Below are 22,930 nucleotides of genomic sequence, written 5' to 3' on the forward strand. Positions count from 1 at the left end.
CCCGGGCGGTTGAGCCCCCGGCCGGGAAGCCCGGGCTAGGAGGCCCTGGCGAGCTGCCGGATCGGGATCCAGCGCGACGCCAGCCGGCGGTACGCCGCGGCCGCGCCGGTCATGTCGCCCTCCGCCAGGCACTCGATACCCAGCCGCACATCAAGCGGGGATTCGTCCGGGTAGACCTTGTCCGCCACGGCGCCGTAGTCCAGCTCCACCATGGAATCCTCATGGAACATCTCGAGCCACTCGGTCAGTTGGGTGAGGTCGTCCAGCATGTCCAGGTCCGGTGCCGCGAGGGCCAGATTGGCCACGGCGAACCGTGCGCGTTCCAGCGCCTCGGTCAGCGGAACCCAGACCCGGACGGTCAGGATGCGGCCGTTGCCCTCAACCACCTCTTTGCGGTCCGCCTCCTGGAACAGGGAGAACCAGCTGAACGGAATGCCCCACGTGGACGCACGGGTATGCACGCGCTTGGAATCGTGGCCGGCGTTGATCTTGTCGATCCGGAGCTGGTGCTTCTCCCTCTGGTCCACCGGGATGAGCAGCTCCGCCAGGGAACCGTGGATGCCTTCCATCAGGGCGTTCGCCGCCAGTCCCGCGCGGATCACCAGCTGGCTGGGGCAGTAAAGGAGGCGGCCGGCGTCGTGCTTTCCGCCTTCCGCGGGGGCACGCGTCACCCGGACCAGGTCCGTGCGACCGGTCGGGAAGGGGTCGCCGCCGGGGCGGGTGACCCTGCCCAGCGAGGCGAGGAGTTCGGCGTGTTCGACGGCGGCCCGGGAACCGGGGCGGGTGCCGCCGGCCTCGAGCTGCTCGCGCTGGCGCTCGGGGAACGCCTCAAGGGGTTCGTAGATGCGCAGCGCAGACGAAAAGGGGAGCCCTGCCTGGCCGCGGTAGAAGTCTTCGCTCATTTCAGCCCCGCCTCCTTCACCTGTTGCCTGCCCTGCGTCCTTGGAAACCGTGTCTCTGGGAAACCCTGCCTCTGGGAACCCGCCCGGCGCGTGTTAGTCCGCGAGTTCCACGATCACCGGGGCGTGGTCCGAGGCGCCCTTGCCCTTGCGTTCTTCACGGTCGATCTGTGCACCGGTGACACGGGCCGCCAGCGCGGGGGAGGCCAGGACGAAGTCGATCCGCATGCCCTCCTTCTTGGGGAAGCGCAGCTGGGTGTAGTCCCAGTAGGTGTAGACGCCGGGACCAGGGGTGTACGGGCGGACGACGTCGGTGAAACCGGCGGCCTCGAAGGCGTGGAACGCGGCGCGCTCCGGTTCGCTGACGTGGGTCATGCGGTTGGCCACGAAGTAGTCGATGTCCCAGACGTCGTCGTCGGTGGGGGCGATGTTCCAGTCGCCCATGAGCGCGATCTGGCTTTCCGGGTTCCCGGTGACCCAGCCGGCGGCGTGGCCCTTCAGGGTGTCCAGCCATTTGAGCTTGTAGGGCATATGCTCATCGTCCAGGGACCGGCCGTTGGGCACGTACAGGCTCCACACCCGCACGCCGTTGCAGGTCGCCGCGATGGCGCGCGCTTCCTGGACCGGATCCTTGCCCTCCTTGCCGAAGGAAGGCTGGTCGAGGAAGGTGCGTTCGACGTCGTCGAGCCCCACACGGGAGGCGATCGCCACGCCGTTCCACTGGCTCAACCCGAAGTGCGCCACCTCGTAGCCCATGCGTTCGAAGAGTTCCCAGGGAAAGTTGTCGTCCTTGCACTTGGTTTCCTGGATGGCCAGGACGTCGCAATCGCTGCGCTGCAGCCAGGCCTCGACACGGTCGGCGCGGGCGCGGAGGGAGTTCACGTTCCAGGTAGCAATCTTCACAGGCACTAACTTACCGAACTTGGGCAGGGTGGGTCTGCGGGTTGCGGAATACCTCGCCCGCATCCCTCGTTGCCCACGGACGTGAGCACTCTTTTCTCCGAAGCCGTCCTTTCCGCCCCGTCCGGCCAGCTCGCGCTGCGCAACAGGACCTTCCTCGCCCCCATGTGCATGTACTCGGTCGACGCACGCGACGGCGTCCCGACTCCCTGGCATCTCGTCCACCTCGGCGCACGCGCCGCCGGCGGGTTCGGCATGGTGATCGCGGAAGCAACCGCCGTGGTGCCGGAAGGCCGCATCTCGCCCGAGGACCTGGGCCTGTGGAACGACGAACAGGCGGCGGCGTTCAAGCCCATCACCGACTTCATCAAGAGCCAGGGCGCCGCCTCCGGCGTGCAGCTGGCACATGCCGGCGCTAAGGCATCCACCTACGGCAACGTGCCACGCTTCGTCTCGCAGGGACTCAGCGGCTCCGTTCCGGCCGGCGACGGCGGCTGGGTCACGGTGGCGCCGTCGGCCACCGCTGCATTCGGCTCGGCATCCGGCTTGGCGGGGTCGCGGGCCCTCTCCGCTGAGGAGATCGCCGAGTCCGTCGAGGCATGGGCGGCTGCCGCCCGGCGCGCCGACGATGCTGGCTTTGACTTCATCCAGATCCACGCCGCCCACGGCTACCTGATCCATCAGTTCCTGTCCCCGTTGACCAACACCCGTGTTGACGGGTACGGGGGCTCGTACGAAGGCCGCACCCGGTACCTGCGCGAGGTGGTTGCTGCCGTGCGCGCGGTGTGGCCGGCGCAGAAGCCGCTGGGCGTGCGCTTCTCCGGCTCGGACTGGGTGGAGGGCGGCTGGACCATCGAGGAGACCGCGCGGCTGGCCGTGCAGCTTCGTTCGCTTGGCGTGACCGTGTTCGATCTGTCGAGCGGCGGGATCGGCGCCTACCGCGGGCCGGTGGGTCCTGGCTACCAGATCGCACTGGCGGACGAGGTGAAGAAGGCCCTCGCCGCCGACGCGGTTGCCCGGGGCGTCGAGAACGATGCGTTCGTGACCGCCGTCGGGATGATCACCACGGCCCAGCAGGCGGAACAGGTGCTGGTGAACGGCCAGGCCGACGGGGTGTCGATCGCCCGTGCCGCCCTGCGCGAACCGAACTGGGCCGCGCTCGCAGCCCGCGAACTCGGTGAAGGCCTGGAGAAGACCCCGTCCGCACCGCAGTACTGGCGCGCGCATTGGTGAGGCCCAATCGGTAGCCCGTTGGGGCGACGTTCCTTCCCGGTTGCTTTGGGGTTTCCCGGCTCGCGCTGGCGGCTATGTGCCCATGAGCCGGGGCGATGCTGCTGGCTACCGGGTGCGGGAGGAGGCAACCGGGAGGGAACGTCGTGACGGGGCCGAGCACCCACACCCGTCCAGCCGTCGCGGGGGCACTTCGACACGACACGCCCTCGGTTCGATCCCGCCTAGGGCTGCGGCCCACCAAAGTGCCCCATGACGGCGGATCGACGGCGTCGCCCCGGAAAGAGCAGCCCCCTACCGCGTCCCCTCGCGCCGCAGGGCCTTGGCGATGGCCGCCGCGCGGGAATCGACGCCGAGCTTGGCGTAGATGTGGGCCAGGTGCGATTTCACCGTGGCCTCGGAGATGAAGAGCTTGCGGCCCAGTTCCTTGTTGGAGAGCCCTTCGGTGAGCAGGGTCAGCAGCTCGGCCTCGCGCGGGGTGAGTGCCTCGTCCGGGTTGCGCATCTGCTGGAACAGCCGGCTGGCGACGGGCGCGCTCATGTGGCTTTGCCCGCGTGAGGCCCCGCGCACGGCGGCGAAGATCTCGTCCGGGGCGGCGTCCTTGAGCAGGTAGCCCATGGCCCCGGCGTCGACGGCGCGCACGATGTCAGCATCCGAGTCGTAGGTGGTGAACACGAGCACGGCCTGCTTCGGCCGTGCCGCGCGGATCCGCCGGATCGCCTCGATGCCGTCGATCCCCGGCCCCATCGACAGGTCCATTATCACCACGTCGGGTCCATGCTCCAGGACCGCGGCCACCCCGTCCTCGCCGCTGGACGCCTCCGCCACCACGTCGACGTCGGGCTGCGTGCTGAGCAGGGCCCGCAGTCCGCTGCGCACCACCAGGTGGTCGTCCACCAGAAGCACGGTGATCAAAGGGTTTCTCCATCTGTCCTGGTTGTCGGGATCTCCACCCCGATCACCGTACCCTCACCGGGCGCGGACTCGACGGCGAACGTCCCGCCCAGCTGTTCCACGCGCTGGCGCATCGCGCGCAGGCCGTACCCGCCTTCGGGTGTGTGCGCGGCGGTGGCGTCCGGCGCGAAGCCGAGGCCGTCGTCGTAGATGTCCAGGGTCACGGAGTCCGGCAGGAATCCCAGGGTGACGCTCGCCGTCTGTGCCCGCGCGTGCTGCTGCACGTTCGCCGCCGCGCTCTGCGCGATCCGGAGCAAGGCGTGCCGCACCTCTGCCGGAAGGTCTCTGTGCTGCCCGACGACGGCGACCCGCATCCGCGCGACATGCTTGCGTACCGCCGTGGCCAGGGCTGCCTCGAGCGGCTCTTCGGCGGCATCGGCGGTGGCGAGCTCGTGGACCAGGCCACGGGTTTCGGCGAGGTTGAGGCGCAGCTGTTCGGTGGCTTGGCGGACCTCGGGGCTCAGACGGTCCTTGCGGTCGGCGGCCTCGAGCAGGAGCACGGTGCTGGCCAGGCCCTGGGTGACGGTGTCGTGGATTTCGCGGGCCACGCGCTCGCGTTCGGCCATGGTCCCGGCGGCGCGTTCGGCGGCCACGGCGTGCGCCTGGGCTTCGCGGAGTTCGTCATTCAGGGCGGCCTGGCGGGCGAGCGCCCCTTCCAGGCGCTCGTACACGAGGGTGAGCACCAGGGCGGCGGCGAGCGGACCGAGCAGCGCCGCAACATCCGTGAAATCGCTCAGCTTGAACAGCCCGGCAGCGGTGCCCAGGGCCGTGACCGCCGTCGCGAATGCCGCCTGCCGGGCCGGGACACCTGAACGGCACACGAAGAACACCGCGAAGGCGCACCAGGCGAAGCTCGGCGCCAGGATGACCAGCGCCGTCCACACCGCAACGAGGACCCAAGTGGCCACGGCGCGGGCCCGGCCGGGGGAGCGGACCGCCGTGACGTACAGTGCGCACAGCAGCCCGGCGAGCACCAGCACCAGGGTGTTCTCGTCCGGGCCGTGCCGGAGGACGTACCGGATGAGCGAGGCGGTGATCAGCACGGCGAAGCCGCAGTGCACGGCAAAGTTCAGCTGCCGTTCCCGTTCCGGCCGTGCTTCTGCTGTGGTCATGCGGCAAGTATTCCACCGTCCAGGGAGCAGGATCGGCCGGATTCCGCGCGGACCAAGCGCCCTCATACTTTTGGCTGAGACGCGTGGCCGAAAGCATGAGGCAGCACGCGCTGAAGTGCCGATGTGCCGCGGATTCCGCCCCGGCAGTATGGATACCAAGAGCCCGGCAGGAACGCCGGCAAGCACTCAGAAAGGTGTCATCATGGCGCTCAGCAAGACCAACATCAAGACCCTCTCCGCAGCAGCTGCAGCCCTCATCCTCACCGGCGGCATCACGGTCGCCGCCAACGCCGGCCAGATCGCCCCGGCCGCCGAACCGGCCGCAGCCCAGGCTCCCGCCGCTGTTCCCGCCGTCGACGTCCCCGCCGGCGAAGGCACCACCGTGGCCCAGAACCGCATCTCCGCCACGGCCTCCGCCAAGGCGGTCCAGGCCGCCCTTGCCAAGTGCGCCGCCGACAAGCTCCCCTTCGTCACCGTCTCCGTGGTTGACCGCTTCGGCACCGTTCAGGCTGTTCTTCGTGGCGACAACGCCGCTGAGCACACCATCGAAGCGTCGAAGCAGAAGGCCTACACCGCCGCCGCCTTCGGTGCGAACACCAGCGAACTCAACGGCCGCATCAGCGGCAACGGCAAGCCCTCCATCGCCGACCTGCCCGGCACCCTCTTCCTCGCCGGCGGTGTCCCGCTGAAGGTCAACGGCGTGTCCGTGGCCGGCATCGGCGTCGGCGGCGCCCCGGACGGCGCCCTCGACGAAGCCTGCGCAACGGCCGGTGCCGAGGCCATCCTGGCCCAGTAATACTGCCCAATAATCCATGGCTTTTTCGAAGCGCGGCCGGAGGTTCCTGCGGGGAGCTCGGGCCGCAGCATTGATACTTTTCCTGGCCGCCTGCTCCGGCGGACAGCCGTCTGTTTCCGGCAGCCCGACGGCGGCAAGCGCCCCGGTGGCGACGTCGCCATCCGCGGCGGCACCGGCGCCGTCGGCTGCTTCCGGGGCCCCGACCAAGACCCTCAGCAAGGAGGCCCGGATGGAAACGAACCGGCAGCTTATCCACGCAGCCAAGGCCAACGATCCCGCCCAGGTGAGGAAACTGATCGCCGCCGGCGGGGACGTCAACGCCAAGGACGACATCCAGGACTCGGCGTTCCTCTATGCCGGCGCGGAAGGCTTCAACGAGGTCCTCAAGCTGACCATCGAGGCCGGCGCGGACGTCAAGTCCACCAACCGCTACGGCGGCACGGCGCTGATTCCGGCCAGCGAACACGGTCACGTCGAGACGATCAAGATCCTCATCGCCGCAGGTGTCCCGGTGAACCACGTCAACAACCTCGGCTGGACCGCCATGCAGGAAGCCATCCTCCTGAACAACGGCGGCCCCCGCCAGCAGGAAACGGTCAAACTGCTTCTCGACGCCGGCGCGAACCCGGACATCCGGGATCCCCAGGGCCGCACTGCCCTGCAGAACGCGGAGCGGCTGGGCTTCACGGAAATCGCGGAACTGATCCGGGGGCGGTAGCAGCCCGCGTCTGTCCTGACCCTTTTTGCCAACGAAGCAGGGGCGGCACGCCTTGGAGAAGGCGTGCCGCCCCTATCGGCGTTTTTCAAAGAAGGTCAGGAAGGCGCGCCAACCACCCGCTTCTGCACCAGCAGCACGCAGGCCAAGGAAGCGAGCACCCCCGCCAGGGACAGGGCCAGCATCCCGGTGAACGAGCCGCCGCTGGACTGGATGAGGCTGCCGCTGAGGACCGGACCGACCGCGAAGCCGCCGCCGATCATCAGGTTGGTGGTGTTCATGACGTGGCCGCCGCCGGACAGCTCGGCCAGGGTGGACAGCAGGTACGGCAGGATGAACGTCCAAGCGAACTTGAAGATCACCGCCGCAACTGCGAACTGGATGAGCCCGGGCCCGCCGAAAAGCAGGGCGACGCTGAGGGCCATGGCCAGGTACCCGGCGATCAGGTAGAGGCGGCGGCGCGGGGTGTCGCCCAGGAGCGTGGCCACCAGGGCGGAGGCGATTCCGGCCACCGTGGCGAGGGACAGCACCAGGCTCGTGGCGGACAGCTCCGTCCCGGCGGCGGCTGAAATCTGGGCCATGAAGGACCACACGCCGCTGAGTGCCACGTAGAAGAGGAAGACGGCGGCGAGCCCGGCCGCGAACTTCGCCAGCGGCACCTTGGTGCGCACAGCGGACGCCGCGGGAACCTCGCGTCGCAGCACCTCGCCGTCGATCCTGTTCACCACCGCCAGGCAGGCGACGCCGAGGCCGGCCAGCGTCCAGTAGATCGCCGAAACACCGGCCCCTGCGAACAGGGCGGGGAAGACGGCCAGGATCAGGGCACCCATGGCCAGCTGGAACACCACGAAGATCCCGAAGGCCCGGCTTGGGTTGGAGGTCTTGCCGCTGAGGGTCAGCAGGATCACGGTGATCGAGCCCGCCGCCAGGGACGTCACGAAACGGACCACCATAAGCAACGCGAAGTTGTCCACGAAGCCGGAGAGCACGTTGCCGGCGATCACGACGGTGGTGAACAGGTAGGACGCGGTGCGCAGGTTGATGCGCCGCAGCCACAAGTACGCCGGGACAGTGGCCAGGCTGAAGGCACCCAGTTCGAGCGAGAACAGGCCGCCCAGCTGGACCGGCGTGAGCCCGAACTGCTGGATCAGCTTGCCGGCCACCACCGGGGCGATCAGGAGGACCGTGTACAGGACGGCACTGTAGACGGCCACGTAGGTGTAGGTGCCGCGGTCGGATGCCCTGGTGGGCATGGCGGTATTGAGGAGGTTTGTCATGGCTGCCCTTCCGTTGGCAGTGAATCAGTTGGGGGGTGGAGCCGCTCAGGATTCGGCGTCGTAGACCTTCCGGCCCGCGAACCAGGTCTGCCGGGCGCGGATGGACGGGATCTTCTCGATGCCGGCCTCGTGGGGGTTGTCGCTCAGGACGATGAAGTCCGCGGATTTGCCGGGGACCAGGGAGCCGGCGACGTCGTCGATCCCCATGGCCTCGGCGCAGGCCGTGGTGTAGACGGCGATCGCTTCCTCGAGTGTGATGGCTTGCTCCGGCCATAGGGTTCCGGGGAAGGTGCCGCTGGGATCCTTCCGGGTGACGAGGCCGTAGATCCCTTCCCAGGCGTTGGGCGAGACACTGACCGGCCAATCGGATCCGCCGGCCAGCCGCGCCCCGGCGTCGAGCAGGATCCGGTTGGGCTGCATCTTCGAGGCGCGTTCGGGCGGCAGGACGGTGGCGATTGCCTCGGAGATGACTCCCGGGAACCAGAGCGACGGCGAGATGTCCGCGGTGACGTCCAGCTCGGCGAAGCGTCCGTAGTCGTCCGGGTGCACGAACTGGCCGTGGGCGATGTGGTACCTCGTGTCCGTGTGCCCGGCAGCCCGGACTTTGGCGATGGTGTCCAGGGCAAGGCGCACCGAGGCGTCGCCCGTGCAGTGGATTTTCGCGGAGATGCCCCGTTCCGCCGTGCGCAGCAGCCAGCCTTCGAGTTCTTCCGGTCCCATCGTCGTGCTGCCGCAGTGGCATTCCGGGAACCCTGCCTCCGGCAGGTACGGTTCCAGGAAGGAGCCCGTGCCCGCCGGCGGCACGCCGTCCAGGAAGATCTTGATGAAGTCGGGGCGGTGGTGCTCGCTGCGCAGTGCATCGCGTTCGGAGATGATGCCTTCGCCCAAGGGAGTGGTGCCGAAGATGAAGTCGTTGGCCTGCATCGAGGTGACCACCCAGGCGTGGAGCCGGCCGTCGTCATCGAGCTGCTTGAGTGCCTGCAGCAGCTGCAGCGACGCCGCGGCGTCCTGGAAACCGGTGACGCCGTAAGAGTGCAAGAGCTCGATGCCGCGCTCCGCTGCCCGGGCCAGCTTCTCCGGGGCCATGGGCTGCAGCCGGGCGAGGGTCCGTTCGAGCAGCACCCCGCCGGCCTCGATCAGCACCCCGGTGGCGCGGCCGGCGGCGTCGCGGAGGATCTGGCCGCCGTCGGGATCCGCGGTGGAATCGGTGATCCCGGCCAGTTCCAGCGCGCGGGAGTTGGCCCAGCGGTTGTGTTTGCTGTCGTCCTTGAGGAGGGCGGGCCGCCCGCCCGTGGCTTCGTCCAGGCGCCGCAGCGATTCGGGGGTGTTCAGTTCGCCCAGCAGCCCGGAGCCCCAGCTGCCGCCGGTGATCCATTCGTCCGGGCCGAGGGTGGTGGCGTAGTCGCTGATCGAGGCGAGGAACTGTTCCAGGGTCTGGGATGGCGGGGCGTCCAGTTCGAACAGGTCCATCTGCCCGGCGAGCATGTGGTGGTTGTGGACGTCCAGCAGCCCTGGCATGACATAGGCGCCCTGCAGGTCGACGACGGCGGTGCCCGGTCCGCGGCTCAGCTCGGCTTCCGTACCGGTGGCCAGGACCTTGCCGGCCTTGACTGCCAGCGCTGAGGTCCGCGTGCCGGCGGGGTCCAGGGTGTCGATGACGCCGTTGACCAGCAACAGTTCAGCCGGGAGGGGGTCGGCGTGGTGTTCGGACATGCGGGCCAGTCCTTTCGTTCGGGGATGCGATTCAGACTAGATGCGCCGCCTTGCACGGCTCTTGTCCGGCAGCGCAGGGGACTTGTCCGGCAGAGCTCGTCAGTGAGCTGGGCCACTCTGGAAAATAGTAGGAAGTCCGAGTATATTCGGGACCAGATGGCCGGCCGCGCCGAAATCCACGGCCCTCGCAACCACGGGGCACGGCCGCGGCACGGTCTTTCCGGCAGTCTTTTCCGGCAATGCGAAGGAGCATTCTGATGGTCCGCGAACTCTCCCACTACATCGACGGCCAGAGGGTGGACGGCACATCCGGCCGCTTCGGCGACGTCTACGATCCCTGCACCGGCGAGGTCCAGGCCCAGCTTCCGCTGGCCAGCAAGGCCGAGGTCCAGGAAGCGGTCGCCAACGCCGAGAAGGCCCAGCTCGAGTGGGCCGCCATGAACCCGCAGCGCCGCGGCCGGATCCTGCTGAAGTTCGTGGACCTGGTCAACGAGCACATGGACGAGCTGGCCGCCCTGCTCTCCTCCGAACACGGGAAGACCTTCCTCGATGCCAAGGGCGACATCCAGCGCGGCATCGAGGTGGTGGAGTTCGCCGCCGGTGCCCCGCACCTGCTCAAGGGCGAGTTCTCGGACAGCGCCGGGCAGGGCATCGATGTGCACTCGCTGCGCCAGCCCCTCGGCGTCGTCGCGGGGATCACCCCGTTCAACTTCCCGGCCATGATCCCGCTGTGGAAGTCCGGGCCTGCGCTCGCCGCGGGCAACGCCTTCATCCTCAAGCCGTCCGAGCGTGATCCCTCCGTGCCGCTGCGCCTGGCCGAGCTCTACAACGAGGCAGGGGTGCCCAACGGCGTCTTCAACGTCATCAACGGAGACAAGGAAGCCGTGGACGCCCTCCTCGAAGACCCCCGCGTCAAGGCCATCGGCTTCGTCGGCTCCACCCCGATCGCCCAGTACATCTACGCCACCGCCGCCGCCCACGGAAAGCGCGCCCAGTGCTTCGGCGGCGCCAAGAACCACATGGTGATTATGCCGGACGCAGACCTGGACATGGCCGCGGACGCCCTGATCGGTTCCGGCTACGGATCCGCCGGCGAGCGGTGCATGGCCATTTCCGTGGCGGTCCCGGTGGGCGAGGACACCGCCAACGCGCTGGTCGAGCGCCTGCAGGCGCGCGTCAAGGACCTCAAGGTCGGCCCCGGCATGGCGGACGGCGTGGACTTCGGCCCGGTCGTTGCAGCGAGTGCCAAGGAACGGATCGAAGGCTACATCCAGGCGGGCGTCGACGCCGGTGCCACACTCCTCGCGGACGGCCGCGGCCTCACCGTGGACGGCTACCCGGGCGGCTTCTGGGTGGGCCCCACGCTTTTCGACAACGTCACCAAGGACATGTCCATCTACAAGGAGGAGATCTTCGGCCCCGTGCTGAGCGTGCTGCGCGCGGCGGACTACGACGAAGCGCTCCGGCTCTGTTCCGAGCACCAGTACGGCAACGGCGTCGCGATCTTCACCCGCGACGGCGACGCCGCCCGCGACTTCGCCAGCCGCGTGGAAGTGGGCATGGTGGGCGTCAACGTCCCCATCCCCGTGCCGATCGCGTACTACACCTTCGGCGGCTGGAAGTCCTCCGGCTTCGGCGACCTCAACCAGCACGGCGCGGACGCCTTCCGCTTCTACACCAAGACCAAGACGGTCACCACGCGCTGGCCCTCCGGGGTACGCCAGGGCGCCAGCTTCGTGATGCCGGCGGGCAGCTGATGGGGGCCGAAGCGGAGGTCCTTTTCGAGCAGCGCGGCCGGCTCGGCGTCGTCACCCTGAACCGGCCCAAGGCCGTCAACGCCCTGAACCACGGCATGGTCCTGGCCATGTTGGACCAGCTGACGGCGTGGGCTGCGGACGATTCCGTGGCCGCGGTCCTGGTAGACGGCGCGGGGGAGCGTGGACTGTGTGCGGGCGGCGACATCGTGGCGATCTACCAGGACATGCTCGACGGCGGCCACGCCACCGCCGACTTCTGGCGGGACGAGTACCGGCTCAATGACCTGATCTCCCGGTATCCGAAGCCGTATATCGCCTTCATGGACGGTCTTGTGCTGGGCGGCGGCGTCGGGGTGTCCGCCCACGGATCGCACCGCATCGTCACCGAGCGAACCCGCACCGGCATGCCGGAAACCACCATCGGTTTTGTGCCCGACGTCGGCGGGACCTTGCTGCTCTCACGGTCGCCTGGCGAGGCGGGAACCCACGCCGCGCTCACTGGCGCGCACCTTTCCGGCGCCGATGCCCTGTATCTGGGGCTGGCCGACTACTTCGTGCCGTCCGGCGAACTGGCCGCCCTCGCTGTTGCGTTGGAAAGCTCGACGCCGGATGACGCCGTCGCGCGCTTCGCTTTACCCGTGCCGCTCTCCGGGCTGTCGGGGCAGCGGGAGTGGATCGATGCCGCCTATTCCTCGGACGACGCGGAGGAGATCGTGCGGCGCCTCCGTGCTGCCGGCGGGGAAGCCGCCGGGGCCGCGGACACCATCGAAGAGAAATCGCCCACGTCCGTGAAGGTCACCCTGGAATCCTTGCGGCGCGTGCGCGGGCGTTCCCTGGAAGAGGCACTGGCCCAGGAGTTCCGGGTGGGCGTGCATTGCCTGGCCGGTGCCGATTTCCGGGAGGGAATCCGGGCGCAGGTGGTGGACAAGGACCGCAACCCCCGGTGGAATCCGGCCACGCTCGCGGCGGTGGAGCGGGCCGCCGTCGAACGCTATTTCGAAGGTTTGAACGGGCAGGAACTCACACTCGATCCGAAGGAGTCCGACCATGTCTGAGAACGCAACAGGGTCTGAGAACGCAACTACCGGAACCATCGCCTTCCTGGGCCTGGGCCACATGGGCGGGCCGATGGCGGTGAACCTCATCAAGGCGGGCCATACGGTGGTAGGTTTCGATCCTGTGCCGGCCGCGGTGGAGGCGGCGAAGGCGCATGGCGTGCCGATGGTCGATTCCGCCGCCGAAGCAGTCAAAGGCGCGGCCGTGGTGCTGACCATGTTGCCCAGCGGCAAGCATGTGCTGGATGCCTACCGTGGCGTGGACGGCGAGCCCGGGCTGCTGTCCGTCGCCGCACCGGACACCCTGTTCCTGGACTGCTCGACGATCAACGTTGACGAAGCCCGCGAGGCCGCCTCGATTGCGCTCGAGGCAGGGCACCGTTCCGTGGACGCGCCAGTGTCCGGCGGCGTGGTGGGAGCAGAGGCCGGAACCCTGACCTTCATGGTGGGGGCGCTGCCCGAGGACTTCGAAACGGTCAAAGGGATCCTGGAGCACATGGGCAAGAGGATCGTGCACTGCGGAGACCACGGAGCCGGGCAGGCCGCCAAGGTGTGCAACAACATGATCCTGGGGGTCTCGATGATCGCGGTGAGCGAGGCCTTCGTGCTCGGCGAGAAGCTGGGCCTGACTCACCAGGCGCTGTTCGACGTCGCGTCCAACGCCTCCGGCCAATGCTGGGCACTGACCACCAACTGTCCCGTTCCTGGGCCGGTTCCCACCAGTCCCGCCAACCGGGATTACCAGCCCGGGTTCGCCGGGGCGCTCATGGCCAAGGACCTCAGGCTCGCGGTGAACGCCCTGGAAAGCACCGGCGTCGACGGCCAAATGGGACACCTGGCCTCGAAGATCTACGACGCCTTTGCCGCGGAAGGCGGCGCGGCCCGGGACTTCTCCGGGATCATCACGGACATCAGGGACAAATCCGGCAAGTAGCCTTGGGGCATTGGGACCTACAGCAAAGGGGAACGGTTTGGCGCAGGAAAACGGGAACATCCTGGTGGAAGTCCGCGGCAGGGTGGGGCTGGTGACCCTGAACCGGCCGCAGGCGTTGAACGCACTGAACAAGGCCACCATGGAGGAACTCGTTGCCGCCGTGACCGCCATGGATTCGGACCCGGCCGTGGGCGCCGTGGTGATCACCGGATCCGAGAAGGCCTTCGCCGCCGGCGCCGACATCAAGGAAATGGCCGCCAAGGGCTACCTCGAAATGTACGCCGAGGACTGGTTCCGCGGCTGGGAAAACCTCACCCGCCTGCGGATCCCGATCATCGCCGCGGTCTCCGGCTTCGCCTTGGGGGGCGGCTGCGAACTGGCCATGATGTGCGACATCATCATCGCCGGGGACAACGCCAAGTTCGGCCAGCCGGAAATCAACCTCGGGGTCATCCCGGGCATGGGCGGCTCGCAGCGGCTCACCCGTGCCGTGGGGAAAGCCAAAGCCATGGACATGGTACTGACGGGAAGGTTCATCGACGCCGAAGAAGCCGAGCGTTCCGGGCTGGTCGCGCGCGTGGTTCCGGCCGCCGTCGTGGTCGAAGAGGCGCTGAAGGCCGCCGAACTGATCGCCTCCAAATCCAAGCCCGCCGCCATGCTGGCCAAGGAAGCCGTGAACGCCGCCTTCGAGATGGGGCTGGCGCAGGGAGTGGTGTTCGAGCGCCGGGTGTTCCACTCCCTGTTCGCCAGCGAGGACCAGAAGGAAGGCATGGCCGCGTTCACGGAAAAGCGGCCGCCGGAGTTCACGGGGCGGTAATTGACTTGACCGGGCTGCCGGGCTACCGAAGACTGCAGGCTATTTGCAGGTCAACGGAGTTCTTGGGGGAACTATGCCTGAATGGATTTCTGCGTTTACGTCACTCGTCGCCCTGATTGCCGCCGGCTGGGCGGGATTCACGGCAAGCAGGCTTTATGGGATTGAAAGCGGCCGGGACAAACGCTCTGAGGATGCCCGACGCCGGGAACAAGCCGCCAAGGTCGCGGCCTGGTGCGCGGTGCATTTCGACGAAGACGGTACCCGGAGCAACGGCCTTGTCATCCGCAATGGTTCGGAAGCGCCGATTTACGACCTGAAAGTAGAGAGCAACGACTTTGCCGGAAGTTCCAAGCCGCGGCTTCAGCTCCATGTCCTTCCGCCGGGCGACTACTTCGCGGCAGAGACCGGGGACAGCTACAGGTGGGCGTTCCCTGAACATGTCCAGGCGCTTAGCGGCTTAGTCAGGCCGATTACCAAGAAGCCGGAATGGCGGGTGACCGGCTTCAGCTTCAAAGACGGGCAGGACGTGTGCTGGGAACGCACGGACAACTGTGGTCTGCGTGAGGTAGAGCCGCCAGTAAGTCCCGTCCCGGTGGCGTGAAAATGAAGCTGACCAGAGCCGTTGCGTATTGGTCCGGCCTTGCCGGGTTTCTGGCAGCAGCTGTGCTGCTTGCGGGCTTGGCCCGAGGCGCTGCCCTCTGGAGTGGCGGCGTCGTGCTCGTTGTGGCCCTGTGCGCCCTCGACCTTTGGGCGCGGAAGCATGACAACGACGGAAGCATGGGCACCAAGGCGGCCTCGCCTTTCCTGGCGGTTTCGGCCTTGGTGCCCCTTTCGTTGGCCTTTCTCTTCCGTGGGACCCCTGCCGCGCCGTGGCTGGTTCCGCTGCTGGCCGGTGCTGCGTTCGCCCTAGTGGTTGGCTGCTACCCACCAAGGCGGCCGCGGGCCTGAGCCGGTTCCGCTCAGGGCACCGGGGCAGGCTCCTCGTCGAAAAGCATGTGTTCGCCAAGCTTCGCGCTGACCTGTTGCACGGCTTCCTTGCCTTTTGAATACCACGCCGGGCGAATTGGTAACTGGTAACCCTTGCTTGCGATCACTAGGAGCGTTCCGTCCCGGAACCGCTGCGCACCGACGACGTCGTCCCACAGGACAGTGCGGGTGTTCCCTTCTGTGAGGCTGATCCCTTCCTCACCGATGACCAGCTGCGCGCTGCTGGGAAGACCGGCCAACCTGCCTCGGATGCTCCGGCGGTGTACCTGGCCCTTGAGGGCAGCATGCTGTTGTTCCTGTTCCGGGTTGATACCTTCCTCTTGCAGCCAGGCGCCCTCAGGCACGCCGAGCAGCAGCGACCGGTCGAGAAGGGCGAGGGCCGTTTGGCAGTTGGACGGGTCCAAGCTTCGGAGCAGATTGAGTCTCGTGGCGGGGTCAAGGAACGGTTCGTCGATGAGATGATGTTGCGCTGCGGCGATCACGTCATCGAACTTACCGGCCGCGTCCGCCTCGTAGTCCTCCCAGCTTTCGGCTACCGAGTCCAGCTCGGCGCGCGTGGGGCCGGCGTCGCGCAGCTCTCGGAGGATCCCCATCAGTCCCACCCGAGTGTCTTCAAGATGTTCCGGCGGCGGATCCGCTTCGAAGCACACAATGCCAGTGCCATCCTGGTGGAAGATCGGTGTGAAGTCGATATCGTAAATCCATCCGCGCTTCTGGCGGAGTTCGGCATGGACCCGCTCGCAGGCAATGATTGCCATCGCCCGGGCCGCTTCGCGTTGCTCATCCGATGCTGCTGGAACCTCAAGCGACAGTCCGAGCAGTGGAGCGCCCTGCTCGATCCACATGGGCAGCGGCAGGTCCACCCGTTCCTGGTGGGGCAACGCGCGGTGAGGACCCGGCGGAAGGGGCAGCCGCAGCCCTTCGGGGGGCGGGCCGTTCAGCACGAGCGCTGCGTTTCCGGCGGTGAAGTAGCTCCGGATATGCGCCAGCACCTGATCCTCTGTGATGGCGTTGAGGGCTGGCGGAACCACCCCGACCAGTCCCACCGATTTGAGGCCGTAACGGTAGCGGACGTGATCCGCGACCACGGGTCCGGCTGACAGGCCGCCTTCCGCACTCAGGATCTTCTTTTCCACGGGCAGGCGATCCAGTTCAGGCGAGGCAAGCTTGGTGCACGCCTCGGCAATGAACGCCGCCACGGCGTCGGGCTTCCCGGAGACCATGAACGAGGTGAAGCTTGGCTCCACCGTAGCGTTCCTGCCGTGCCGAGGGCCCTGAACGGCCGACATGGTCAGGTGCTCCACTAGGTGTGTAATGCCTGTAGTCATGAACGTCTCGTCCCGGACGCCGACGCGGAAAACGAGCTGGGCGGTTAGGGGTTCCGGACCCGGGAACCAGTAGACGGGGACGCCATCGATCTCCGTTCGCTGAATTGTCATGCGAGCGATTGTATGGTCTCCCAGCCTGACGCCTTGGAAGCCTCTTGGAATGTTTCGCCCTTGTCCGCTCCCGGTGCCGGGCGTAGAGTCCACCTGCCTGTAGCCGGACGCTGCGCGCGGGAGGGGAAACCATGGGGCAGCTGATAGTCCAGCAGTTTGTTACCGCGGACGGATTTGCCGCGGACAGGAACAACGAATTCAAAGCCTATGAATTGCTCGAGGGCGGCACCGCCGAATTCGAGCAAAGCCAAGTGGAATGGCTTGCCACCGTTGAGGCCATGGTGTTGGGGGCGAACACCTACCGGATGTTCCTTGAATACTGGCCGACGCCGGCCTCCGCCCAGGATGCGATCGCGCCGGCGTTGAACGGACTGCGCCGGCACGTATTTTCGACGACCCTGACCGAAGCGCGGTGGGGCGATTACCCGGCGGCGACGATCGAATCCGGCGACGCCGTCGAAGCGATCCGCCGGATCAAGGCCGAAAGCCAAGGCGATGTGGTGCTGTGGGGAAGCCTGAGCCTTAGCGAGGCGTTCTTCAAGGCCGGGGCAGTGGACGGTGTGCGGCTGGTGGTGATGCCCGTGGCGCAGGGCTCCGGCCGTGGCGTGTTCCCCGCGGACATGGACCCCAGGGCCATGCGCTTCCTGGGCGCCGAACCTTACGACCACGGGCTGGTGGAATTGCGCTACGCCCTGGATAGCTGAGCTTCAGAGCTCGTACCACGCCTGCAAAAAGGCTGCCGCAGGAGTACAAAGAGCGGTACCTTTGGGAGGGTCCTGTCCTGTCGCGCTGGGCGGCAGGGCAGGACCCCTCGCAGACCGGTTCTTAGCCGGTCCTGGCGCGTTGCTATTCCGGGTTGACCAAGGCGATGGTCGTCCCGAGAATCAGGGCCGTTTCCGCCGTCGAGGTGCCTGAGAAGGTGCTTGTAGCGGAGTCAGCCGTCCATCCGGAGGAGGAGCTGCCGCCGCCGCCGCTGAAGTCGAACGGACCGATCCGCACGCCGGAGGAAACCTCCCATTTCTTCGAGAAGGACGTGAAGGCGGAACTGCTGACCTTGATGCTGAAGGAAGGCTTGTAGCCGACCACCATGCCCACCTTCTGGACGTTCATGATGCCGTTTGGACCCCACACCGCCTTCCCGCCGCCGCCTCCGTACGCCGAGTAGCCGCGGATGAACGGGCCTTCCGTGACGCTCTTGACGAACGCCCCGTTGTACCAGAGGCCCGCTCCGATGGAGATGGTGTCCCAGGCCTCGAAGTTCACGCTCACTTCAAGCGAATTGTCGGTGCTGAACTCGTCGATCCTCTCCCAGGAGCCGCCGACATTGACGCTCCAGAAGAAGTTGCCCACCGATGCGCTTCCCTTGGCCCAGGTCTTGCTGTAGTCGTACTCGGCCTGGTTGTTGCTGAAGCCGATCTGCCCTTTGCTTCCCCCCGTTCCTGCCTGGACTTTCTGCAGCCAGGTGGTCGCATCCATCCCGATCGAATAGGCCGGCACTGCAGGGAAGGTGCTGAGCGAAGGATCCTGCAGCAATGTGTAGTAGTCCTTGGTGCCGTAGCGTGCAATCGCGTCGTTCAGGCCGGGCGTGCTGGTTTCGGACAGCAACTGGTTCACGACCCGCTGCTTGGCTTGGACCGTCTTGTCCGCTGCATCGAGCTGGACCGCCCACGACTTTCCACTGAAGCTGCCCAGCCATTTCAGGAACGGCGGGTCGTTGGTGCCGCCGGTCTCCTGTACGTAGGCGCGGCTCGCCTGGTCGTAGGTGATGTTGTAGTCGTTGCTGGCGATGTTCAGGACGTTCCGGGCCTGGCTGATCTTCTGTTCGAGGACAGGATCGGACGTGTCTGCGGCGACAACGTTGAGCACCTGGCCGTAGGCGTCGTTGAATTTCACACCGGAGGACACATAGGCGCCGGTTGCGCTGAACTGAGGCGCAGTGGCGCAAAAATCGTACTGCGCCGCCGAGGTGTATCCGACGCTCGTGATGGGCCAGTCCCAGGTGAGGAACGGGTAATTCAGCTGGAAGGAATCGGGCTTGAGGCCGAGCCCGGCGATCATGGCGCCATAGAGATGGTTCCAGGCCTTGTCGTTCTCCCCGGCATTTTGGGGTGTCGGGACCGGGTACCGGCGGGTTGTGGCCAGCGGGTGGTCGGTGTTGGGGACGTCGAGTGCATCCCATTCCAGATGGAGGATCGAATCAATTGCGTTGCTCATGTCATTTCACTCCTTGACTGATGCTTCACGTCCGGCCGCCGTGGGAGGCGTGCCGTTCGGATCGCTTTCAAAAGAGCTGCAGCGCCGGAAGTGACGTCAGCGCGGCGCAGCGTATTTTCCCCCTATCTTAAATTTGGGCGGCGGCATTCCCACATGGTGCCACCGCAAGAATGGCGCGGAGTTGTGGATTTCGGCGCAGGTCCTGCCCAGCGGAAATCGCCAGTGCAATTCCGCATGACGACCGTAAGCAGGGTCGGAAATCAGGACGTGCAGAAGAGGAAGCGCGCAGAGGCGCAATGAACCCGGGGATTTATCCGCCGCGGGTTACCGTGACAACGGTTGTGAATGGCCAGTGAGGCGTTTTCGAGGATGCAGATCGACGGGCCTTTGAATACCGGATCCCCCATCCTCGAAATTGCAGGAACGTCCTGCCCCGTTTTAATTACGACTGGCTATGTAACGGAATCTTAGGCGTCCGGAGAGTCCATGGTCAATAGTGCCGGGACGGGCGTATTTGGCCTCGAGCCGCGGCATATGCCGGTGGCAAGTGTCCGTCCGGTTTGGGTGATCGAAACGCGTGTTTCGTCGTCCGCGAACCGGAGCGCCGAGACCTTGGCGGGCGCATTGAACTCACCGAAGTTTTCGCACGTGATGTCCACATGCGCGGCGTCGAAGCCGGTGAGTAAATGGTGTGCGTCCAGCATGCCGCGGGCGAGAAGCATGCCGGGCAGATGATCTGAAAGGTGGTCGAAGATCAGCGGGTCATCCCAGTTCCAGGCCAACGTCGCCCGGAGTTCGACGCCGTACCGCTCGACGTCTGCCAGCCCGGAGAGCCGCGGGGCGCTGGGAAACCTGTCAACTGCAGGTGCGTCCCGCCTGATCGCGCGATAGCTTGTGCGGGGCAGGCACGTAAGCCTGCCGCGTCCCGCGCCCAGCAGAATGCCGGCGACAAAGAAGCCGGCTTCCAGTTCGAGCTTGCTGACCAATTCGTTTCGCCGTTGCACCGCGAGGGTGCTGACGGCGACAGTGCCCTTCAGTGGCCCCTCCGATGTTCCTGGAATGTGGTGCAGCCAGCCGAAACTGAGTTCATTCATGAGCAGAGCCCAGTCCAGTGGCACATGGCCTTGCAAATGCGCGTAGGCGATAGCAGTCTGGCGCATGAGTTCGATGCCAAGGAGGGTAGGAACCCCGCTGGAATCCGAGAGGGATCCATCCCGGGGGAGTTCGGCATCGAATTCCCAGTGGTGCCCGTTCAAACTGCGGGGCCGGCCGATCAATACGGCATCTTCGGACGTCTTATGGACAAGCATTCGCGCTATCCGGCCATCCATGCAGCATCTCCCCTAAGATGAGCGATAGCCCAGCGCGCAAAGGGCGCTGGCAACAGTATGTGAAATCAGCTCTTCGTCCAATGGCAGGAGTCCGGGCAGAAGGATTCGCATAACAAGCGGGCCCGTGATGAGGTCGCAAATCCATTCCACATCGGTGCATTCGGGGATTTCTCCCCGGGTTTCCGCCCTACGGATGATTGTAGCCACTCCGGCCCGCCGTGGGGCGAAAAATTTCTCGAGGAATGCCATTCTCAGCGGATTGTTATCGTGCAGGGAATTCAGGAATCCCGCGAAACTGGATTTGACCAGCGGATCCTCGAAAAGGGCAACCTGGTCGCGTTGGATTGCTTCAAGGTCGGATGGCAGGTTTCCGGAATCAATGTCAACGTCCAAGTCGATGCTGAAGCGCTCCAGCATCAGGGCGAGCACGAGGTCGGGGATGCCCGCGAAGCGGCGGTAAAAGGCCGGGCGGGTGGTTCCTGCCTTCGCTGTGATGGCCTCGACGGAGAGGCCGCCGAAACCCTTCCCGAGGATCAGTTCTTCCGTTGCTTGCATGAGGGCGGCATCGAGGTCCGCGTTCCGTGGACGTCCCGCCTTTTGCACCATAATGAAGCACAGTGTAGCCAATGAGCGCAGTGTGGCCGCGGATTCCGCTGCAACCGCTGGGGACTTACGGGGGGTGGCTTCGATTCTCATGGTCTATGGCTGCGGTTCCGTCGGCCTGCGGATTGCACGGGCTGCGGCGGTGGCCGGTGCCGAAACCCTGATGGGCGGCCGCGATCCTGTGAATACGGCCGCCGCTGCGGCGACGCTGGGTGTTCCGTGGCGGAGCGCCCCGGCTGACGACCCCGACCTCCTTGTGCGGCTCCTGCGGGGTGTCCGGGTGCTGGTCAATACCGCCGGTCCGATGGCCACGACCGCGCCCGCCCTGATCGCGGCGTGCCTCCGGCAGGGATGCCATTACGTTGACGTGTCCAACGAGCTGACGGTGTTCCTTGAGGCGTGGTCCCATGACCGGGCCGCCCGCCATGCGGGTGTGGCCGTGGTTCCGGGCGCAGGGTTCGCCACCGCCGTCGTCGAGGCACTCGCGCGCCGCGTGCTGGGCAGCGTGCCGGAAGCGGACACTGTGACGATCGTGCGGTCCTCGCCGGGCGGAACGCGCAGCGACGGCGTGCGGCGGACGTCGTCGGCGTTGCTGGCAGCGGGCGGCTGGGCCTTCAAGGGAGGGCGGCTGATACGGATACCGGACAGGGTCATGGTCTTTGATTTGCCCGGGGACGCCCGAGCTGCGGTTCCGATCGGCAGCGGAGAGGTCTTCGCCGTGGCCCGCTCAACCGGCGTGCCGAACGTGGCTGCCTACTACACGAGCCCGGCAGGCCGCGTGCTCTCCCGACTGGCCGTTCCGATCGCGCGGCATTGGGCGGGGTCCGGCCTCCGGCTGCCGTTCCGTGCCAGCCGGGGTCCGGCCGCGTCAGTTGAGTCCAAGGCTCCCTCGAGCGCCTGGCTGCAGGCGGCCAACGGGCGCGGTGAGGTTGCCGTCGGGTGGGTGGAAGCCGACGGGACGGAGTCGACGGCGGTGATCGCGGTCGAAGTCGCGCGGCGCCTGGAAACAGGCGGCATGTCCGGGGTCCTGACCTCAGGCGAACTGCTCGGCCCCGGTTTTCCGCTGGGAATTCCGGGAATCCGGCTCGGGGGAGTGGCCGGATCCGCCTGGTAAATGACACCGGGCTCACAACCCCTTTGCTAGGGTCTGTACGTGCGCGCAGTAATCTTTGATGACGTCCGGGCCCAGCCCGAAGTACGGGAATTGGGCCGGCCCGAAGCCCCGGCCGGTGGTGTGGTGGTCAAGGTCATGGCGACCGGGATGTGCCGCAGCGACTGGCACGCGTGGGCGGGCCACGACGACATCGCCCTGCCCCACGTTCCCGGCCATGAACTGGCCGGCGTCATCGTCGAAACCGGTACCGGCGTCACGCGGTGGAAGACCGGCGACCGGGTGACGGTTCCGTTCGTGTGCGGCTGCGGGGAATGCGATTGGTGCCTGGCCGGTGAGGCCCAGGTCTGCCCGCGGCAACAGCAGCCCGGTTTCACCCACTGGGGGTCGTTCGCCGAGTACGTGATGCTGCACGCCGCCGACACCAACCTGGTGGCCGTTCCTGAACAGATCGATTTTGCCACCGCAGCCAGCCTGGGCTGCCGCTTCGCCACCGCTTACCGGGCCCTCGCCGCGCGGGCGCAGGTCAAGGACGGCGAATGGGTGACCGTGGTCGGTGCCGGGGGTGTCGGGCTCAGCGCGGTGATGATCGCCAAGGCGATGGGCGCCAGGGTCATCGCGGTCGACCGGAATCCCGGTGCGCTGGAGGTGGCCTCCCGCGTGGGCGCCGAACACGTACTGCTTGCGGACGGCACGGACATCCCGGCGGCCGTCAGCACGCTCACGGACGGTGGCAGCCACGTTGCGGTCGACGCCGTCGGCAGCGAACAGACCTGCTCGGATGCGGTGCTCAGCCTCCGCCGGCGCGGACGCCACGTCCAGATCGGGCTGTTGCCGGCAGTCGACGGCAATCCGAGGGTGCCGATGGCCCGGGTCATCGCCTGGGAGCTCGATCTGCTGGGTAGCCACGGCATGGCCGCCGTCGACTATCCCGGAATGATGGCGCTCATCGAACAAGGATCGCTGCAGCCGCAGCGGCTGATCGAACGCACCATCGGCCTTGAAGAGGCAGCCGCCATGCTGCCCGGCTTCGACAAAGGCTCGCCCGCGGGCATGACCATGATCGACCCCTCCCGCTAGGTCGGC

Annotated in this window: 22 protein-coding genes; 12 read left to right on the plus strand and 10 right to left on the minus strand. The window is 66.9% G+C overall.

Annotated features, from left to right (window positions below; all coding sequences use genetic code 11):
• Nucleotides 1-35 precede the first annotated feature (35 nt).
• Entirely contained in the window at nucleotides 36-902 is an 867-nt protein-coding gene (locus ACNQPB_RS07155; protein WP_498750339.1) for a DUF8083 family protein, read from the minus strand.
• A 93-nt stretch (nucleotides 903-995) separates the two neighbouring features.
• On the minus strand, nucleotides 996-1,802 hold the full coding sequence (locus tag ACNQPB_RS07160) for an exodeoxyribonuclease III (protein WP_498750341.1): 807 nt from the start codon (nucleotides 1,800-1,802) through the stop codon (nucleotides 996-998).
• An 81-nt stretch (nucleotides 1,803-1,883) separates the two neighbouring features.
• On the opposite strand from ACNQPB_RS07160, the gene ACNQPB_RS07165 reads away from it, so the two are divergent.
• The gene (locus ACNQPB_RS07165) at nucleotides 1,884-3,032 is read left to right on the plus strand and encodes an NADH:flavin oxidoreductase/NADH oxidase (RefSeq protein ID WP_498750343.1); all 1,149 of its coding nucleotides are present in this window, start codon (nucleotides 1,884-1,886) and stop codon (nucleotides 3,030-3,032) included.
• A 291-nt stretch (nucleotides 3,033-3,323) separates the two neighbouring features.
• Here ACNQPB_RS07165 and ACNQPB_RS07170 read toward each other — a convergent pair whose 3' ends face one another.
• A complete protein-coding gene (locus tag ACNQPB_RS07170) occupies nucleotides 3,324-3,944 on the minus strand; it encodes a response regulator (RefSeq protein ID WP_498750345.1) in 621 nt (206 codons plus the stop codon).
• Nucleotides 3,941-5,095 carry a sensor histidine kinase gene (locus tag ACNQPB_RS07175; RefSeq protein ID WP_498750346.1) on the minus strand — a complete coding sequence of 385 codons (1,155 nt, stop codon included), beginning with the start codon at nucleotides 5,093-5,095 and terminating at the stop codon, nucleotides 3,941-3,943. Before ACNQPB_RS07175 ends, ACNQPB_RS07170 begins: the two co-directional genes overlap by 4 nt.
• A 202-nt stretch (nucleotides 5,096-5,297) precedes the next feature.
• Between ACNQPB_RS07175 and ACNQPB_RS07180 the strand changes: the two genes are divergently transcribed.
• Both ACNQPB_RS07180 and ACNQPB_RS07185 read left to right on the plus strand, forming a co-directional pair.
• The gene (locus ACNQPB_RS07180) at nucleotides 5,298-5,891 is read left to right on the plus strand and encodes a GlcG/HbpS family heme-binding protein (protein ID WP_498750348.1); all 594 of its coding nucleotides are present in this window, start codon (nucleotides 5,298-5,300) and stop codon (nucleotides 5,889-5,891) included.
• Nucleotides 5,892-5,907: 16 nt separating this feature from the next.
• Nucleotides 5,908-6,609, plus strand: a complete 702-nt coding sequence (locus ACNQPB_RS07185) for an ankyrin repeat domain-containing protein (protein WP_498750350.1) — start codon at nucleotides 5,908-5,910, stop codon at nucleotides 6,607-6,609.
• Between the two features lie 95 nt (nucleotides 6,610-6,704).
• Here ACNQPB_RS07185 and ACNQPB_RS07190 read toward each other — a convergent pair whose 3' ends face one another.
• Both ACNQPB_RS07190 and ACNQPB_RS07195 read right to left on the minus strand, forming a co-directional pair.
• Complete coding sequence (locus tag ACNQPB_RS07190) at nucleotides 6,705-7,883, minus strand: MFS transporter (RefSeq protein ID WP_498750352.1); 1,179 nt, start codon at nucleotides 7,881-7,883, stop codon at nucleotides 6,705-6,707.
• Between the two features lie 45 nt (nucleotides 7,884-7,928).
• The gene (locus ACNQPB_RS07195) at nucleotides 7,929-9,596 is read right to left on the minus strand and encodes an amidohydrolase (protein WP_498750354.1); all 1,668 of its coding nucleotides are present in this window, start codon (nucleotides 9,594-9,596) and stop codon (nucleotides 7,929-7,931) included.
• Between the two features lie 257 nt (nucleotides 9,597-9,853).
• Between ACNQPB_RS07195 and ACNQPB_RS07200 the strand changes: the two genes are divergently transcribed.
• The 6 genes from ACNQPB_RS07200 (at nucleotide 9,854) to ACNQPB_RS07225 (ending at nucleotide 15,107) form a co-directional block, all read left to right on the plus strand.
• A complete protein-coding gene (locus ACNQPB_RS07200; protein WP_498750356.1) occupies nucleotides 9,854-11,353 on the plus strand; it encodes a CoA-acylating methylmalonate-semialdehyde dehydrogenase in 1,500 nt (499 codons plus the stop codon).
• Nucleotides 11,353-12,408, plus strand: coding sequence for an enoyl-CoA hydratase/isomerase family protein (locus ACNQPB_RS07205; RefSeq protein WP_498750357.1), 1,056 nt, complete (start codon nucleotides 11,353-11,355; stop codon nucleotides 12,406-12,408). Before ACNQPB_RS07200 ends, ACNQPB_RS07205 begins: the two co-directional genes overlap by 1 nt.
• Nucleotides 12,401-13,342, plus strand: a complete 942-nt coding sequence (gene mmsB, locus ACNQPB_RS07210; protein ID WP_498750359.1) for a 3-hydroxyisobutyrate dehydrogenase — start codon at nucleotides 12,401-12,403, stop codon at nucleotides 13,340-13,342. Before ACNQPB_RS07205 ends, mmsB begins: the two co-directional genes overlap by 8 nt.
• 37 nt (nucleotides 13,343-13,379) lie before the next feature.
• Entirely contained in the window at nucleotides 13,380-14,159 is a 780-nt protein-coding gene (locus ACNQPB_RS07215) for an enoyl-CoA hydratase (RefSeq protein WP_498750361.1), read from the plus strand.
• Between the two features lie 73 nt (nucleotides 14,160-14,232).
• On the plus strand, nucleotides 14,233-14,760 hold the full coding sequence (locus tag ACNQPB_RS07220) for a hypothetical protein (RefSeq protein ID WP_498750362.1): 528 nt from the start codon (nucleotides 14,233-14,235) through the stop codon (nucleotides 14,758-14,760).
• A gap of 2 nt (nucleotides 14,761-14,762) precedes the next feature.
• Nucleotides 14,763-15,107, plus strand: coding sequence for a hypothetical protein (locus ACNQPB_RS07225; RefSeq protein ID WP_498750364.1), 345 nt, complete (start codon nucleotides 14,763-14,765; stop codon nucleotides 15,105-15,107).
• Between the two features lie 11 nt (nucleotides 15,108-15,118).
• Here the strand turns inward: ACNQPB_RS07225 and ACNQPB_RS07230 are convergent, their stop codons facing one another.
• Nucleotides 15,119-16,585: an insulinase family protein gene (locus tag ACNQPB_RS07230; protein ID WP_498750366.1), complete on the minus strand. Its 1,467-nt coding sequence runs from the start codon at nucleotides 16,583-16,585 to the stop codon at nucleotides 15,119-15,121.
• Nucleotides 16,586-16,716: 131 nt separating this feature from the next.
• Between ACNQPB_RS07230 and ACNQPB_RS07235 the strand changes: the two genes are divergently transcribed.
• Entirely contained in the window at nucleotides 16,717-17,289 is a 573-nt protein-coding gene (locus ACNQPB_RS07235) for a dihydrofolate reductase family protein (protein WP_498750367.1), read from the plus strand.
• Between the two features lie 142 nt (nucleotides 17,290-17,431).
• Here the strand turns inward: ACNQPB_RS07235 and ACNQPB_RS07240 are convergent, their stop codons facing one another.
• The 3 genes from ACNQPB_RS07240 to ACNQPB_RS07250 form a co-directional block, all read right to left on the minus strand.
• Nucleotides 17,432-18,799 (minus strand): hypothetical protein, encoded by a 1,368-nt coding sequence (locus ACNQPB_RS07240; protein WP_498750368.1) that lies wholly within the window; start codon nucleotides 18,797-18,799, stop codon nucleotides 17,432-17,434.
• 467 nt (nucleotides 18,800-19,266) lie between these two features.
• The gene (locus tag ACNQPB_RS07245) at nucleotides 19,267-20,109 is read right to left on the minus strand and encodes an AfsA-related hotdog domain-containing protein (RefSeq protein ID WP_498750370.1); all 843 of its coding nucleotides are present in this window, start codon (nucleotides 20,107-20,109) and stop codon (nucleotides 19,267-19,269) included.
• Between the two features lie 33 nt (nucleotides 20,110-20,142).
• Nucleotides 20,143-20,826, minus strand: a complete 684-nt coding sequence (locus tag ACNQPB_RS07250; protein ID WP_498750371.1) for a TetR/AcrR family transcriptional regulator — start codon at nucleotides 20,824-20,826, stop codon at nucleotides 20,143-20,145.
• On the opposite strand from ACNQPB_RS07250, the gene ACNQPB_RS07255 reads away from it, so the two are divergent.
• Nucleotides 20,810-21,847: a saccharopine dehydrogenase NADP-binding domain-containing protein gene (locus tag ACNQPB_RS07255; protein ID WP_498750373.1), complete on the plus strand. Its 1,038-nt coding sequence runs from the start codon at nucleotides 20,810-20,812 to the stop codon at nucleotides 21,845-21,847. The genes ACNQPB_RS07250 and ACNQPB_RS07255 overlap by 17 nt on opposite strands.
• A gap of 39 nt (nucleotides 21,848-21,886) precedes the next feature.
• On the plus strand, nucleotides 21,887-22,924 hold the full coding sequence (locus ACNQPB_RS07260; RefSeq protein WP_498750375.1) for a zinc-dependent alcohol dehydrogenase family protein: 1,038 nt from the start codon (nucleotides 21,887-21,889) through the stop codon (nucleotides 22,922-22,924).
• Nucleotides 22,925-22,930 lie beyond the last annotated feature (6 nt).

This window comes from Curtobacterium sp. LFS079, from assembly GCF_047977865.1.
GTDB lineage: Bacteria > Actinomycetota > Actinomycetes > Actinomycetales > Micrococcaceae > Arthrobacter.

What these genes read in the sequence shown, in the direction of transcription:
- ACNQPB_RS07190 (WP_498750352.1), bottom strand. Translation starts at nt 7,883, where the DNA reads ATGACAAACCTCCTCAATACCGCCATGCCCACCAGGGCATCCGACCGC.
- ACNQPB_RS07185 (WP_498750350.1), top strand. Translation starts at nt 5,908, where the DNA reads ATGGCTTTTTCGAAGCGCGGCCGGAGGTTCCTGCGGGGAGCTCGGGCC.
- ACNQPB_RS07235 (WP_498750367.1), top strand. Translation starts at nt 16,717, where the DNA reads ATGGGGCAGCTGATAGTCCAGCAGTTTGTTACCGCGGACGGATTTGCC.
- mmsB (WP_498750359.1), top strand. Translation starts at nt 12,401, where the DNA reads ATGTCTGAGAACGCAACAGGGTCTGAGAACGCAACTACCGGAACCATC.
- ACNQPB_RS07195 (WP_498750354.1), bottom strand. Translation starts at nt 9,596, where the DNA reads ATGTCCGAACACCACGCCGACCCCCTCCCGGCTGAACTGTTGCTGGTC.
- ACNQPB_RS07180 (WP_498750348.1), top strand. Translation starts at nt 5,298, where the DNA reads ATGGCGCTCAGCAAGACCAACATCAAGACCCTCTCCGCAGCAGCTGCA.
- ACNQPB_RS07225 (WP_498750364.1), top strand. Translation starts at nt 14,763, where the DNA reads ATGAAGCTGACCAGAGCCGTTGCGTATTGGTCCGGCCTTGCCGGGTTT.
- ACNQPB_RS07200 (WP_498750356.1), top strand. Translation starts at nt 9,854, where the DNA reads ATGGTCCGCGAACTCTCCCACTACATCGACGGCCAGAGGGTGGACGGC.
- ACNQPB_RS07250 (WP_498750371.1), bottom strand. Translation starts at nt 20,826, where the DNA reads ATGAGAATCGAAGCCACCCCCCGTAAGTCCCCAGCGGTTGCAGCGGAA.
- ACNQPB_RS07155 (WP_498750339.1), bottom strand. Translation starts at nt 902, where the DNA reads ATGAGCGAAGACTTCTACCGCGGCCAGGCAGGGCTCCCCTTTTCGTCT.
- ACNQPB_RS07175 (WP_498750346.1), bottom strand. Translation starts at nt 5,095, where the DNA reads ATGACCACAGCAGAAGCACGGCCGGAACGGGAACGGCAGCTGAACTTT.
- ACNQPB_RS07205 (WP_498750357.1), top strand. Translation starts at nt 11,353, where the DNA reads ATGGGGGCCGAAGCGGAGGTCCTTTTCGAGCAGCGCGGCCGGCTCGGC.
- ACNQPB_RS07245 (WP_498750370.1), bottom strand. Translation starts at nt 20,109, where the DNA reads ATGCTTGTCCATAAGACGTCCGAAGATGCCGTATTGATCGGCCGGCCC.
- ACNQPB_RS07220 (WP_498750362.1), top strand. Translation starts at nt 14,233, where the DNA reads ATGCCTGAATGGATTTCTGCGTTTACGTCACTCGTCGCCCTGATTGCC.
- ACNQPB_RS07240 (WP_498750368.1), bottom strand. Translation starts at nt 18,799, where the DNA reads ATGAGCAACGCAATTGATTCGATCCTCCATCTGGAATGGGATGCACTC.
- ACNQPB_RS07230 (WP_498750366.1), bottom strand. Translation starts at nt 16,585, where the DNA reads ATGACAATTCAGCGAACGGAGATCGATGGCGTCCCCGTCTACTGGTTC.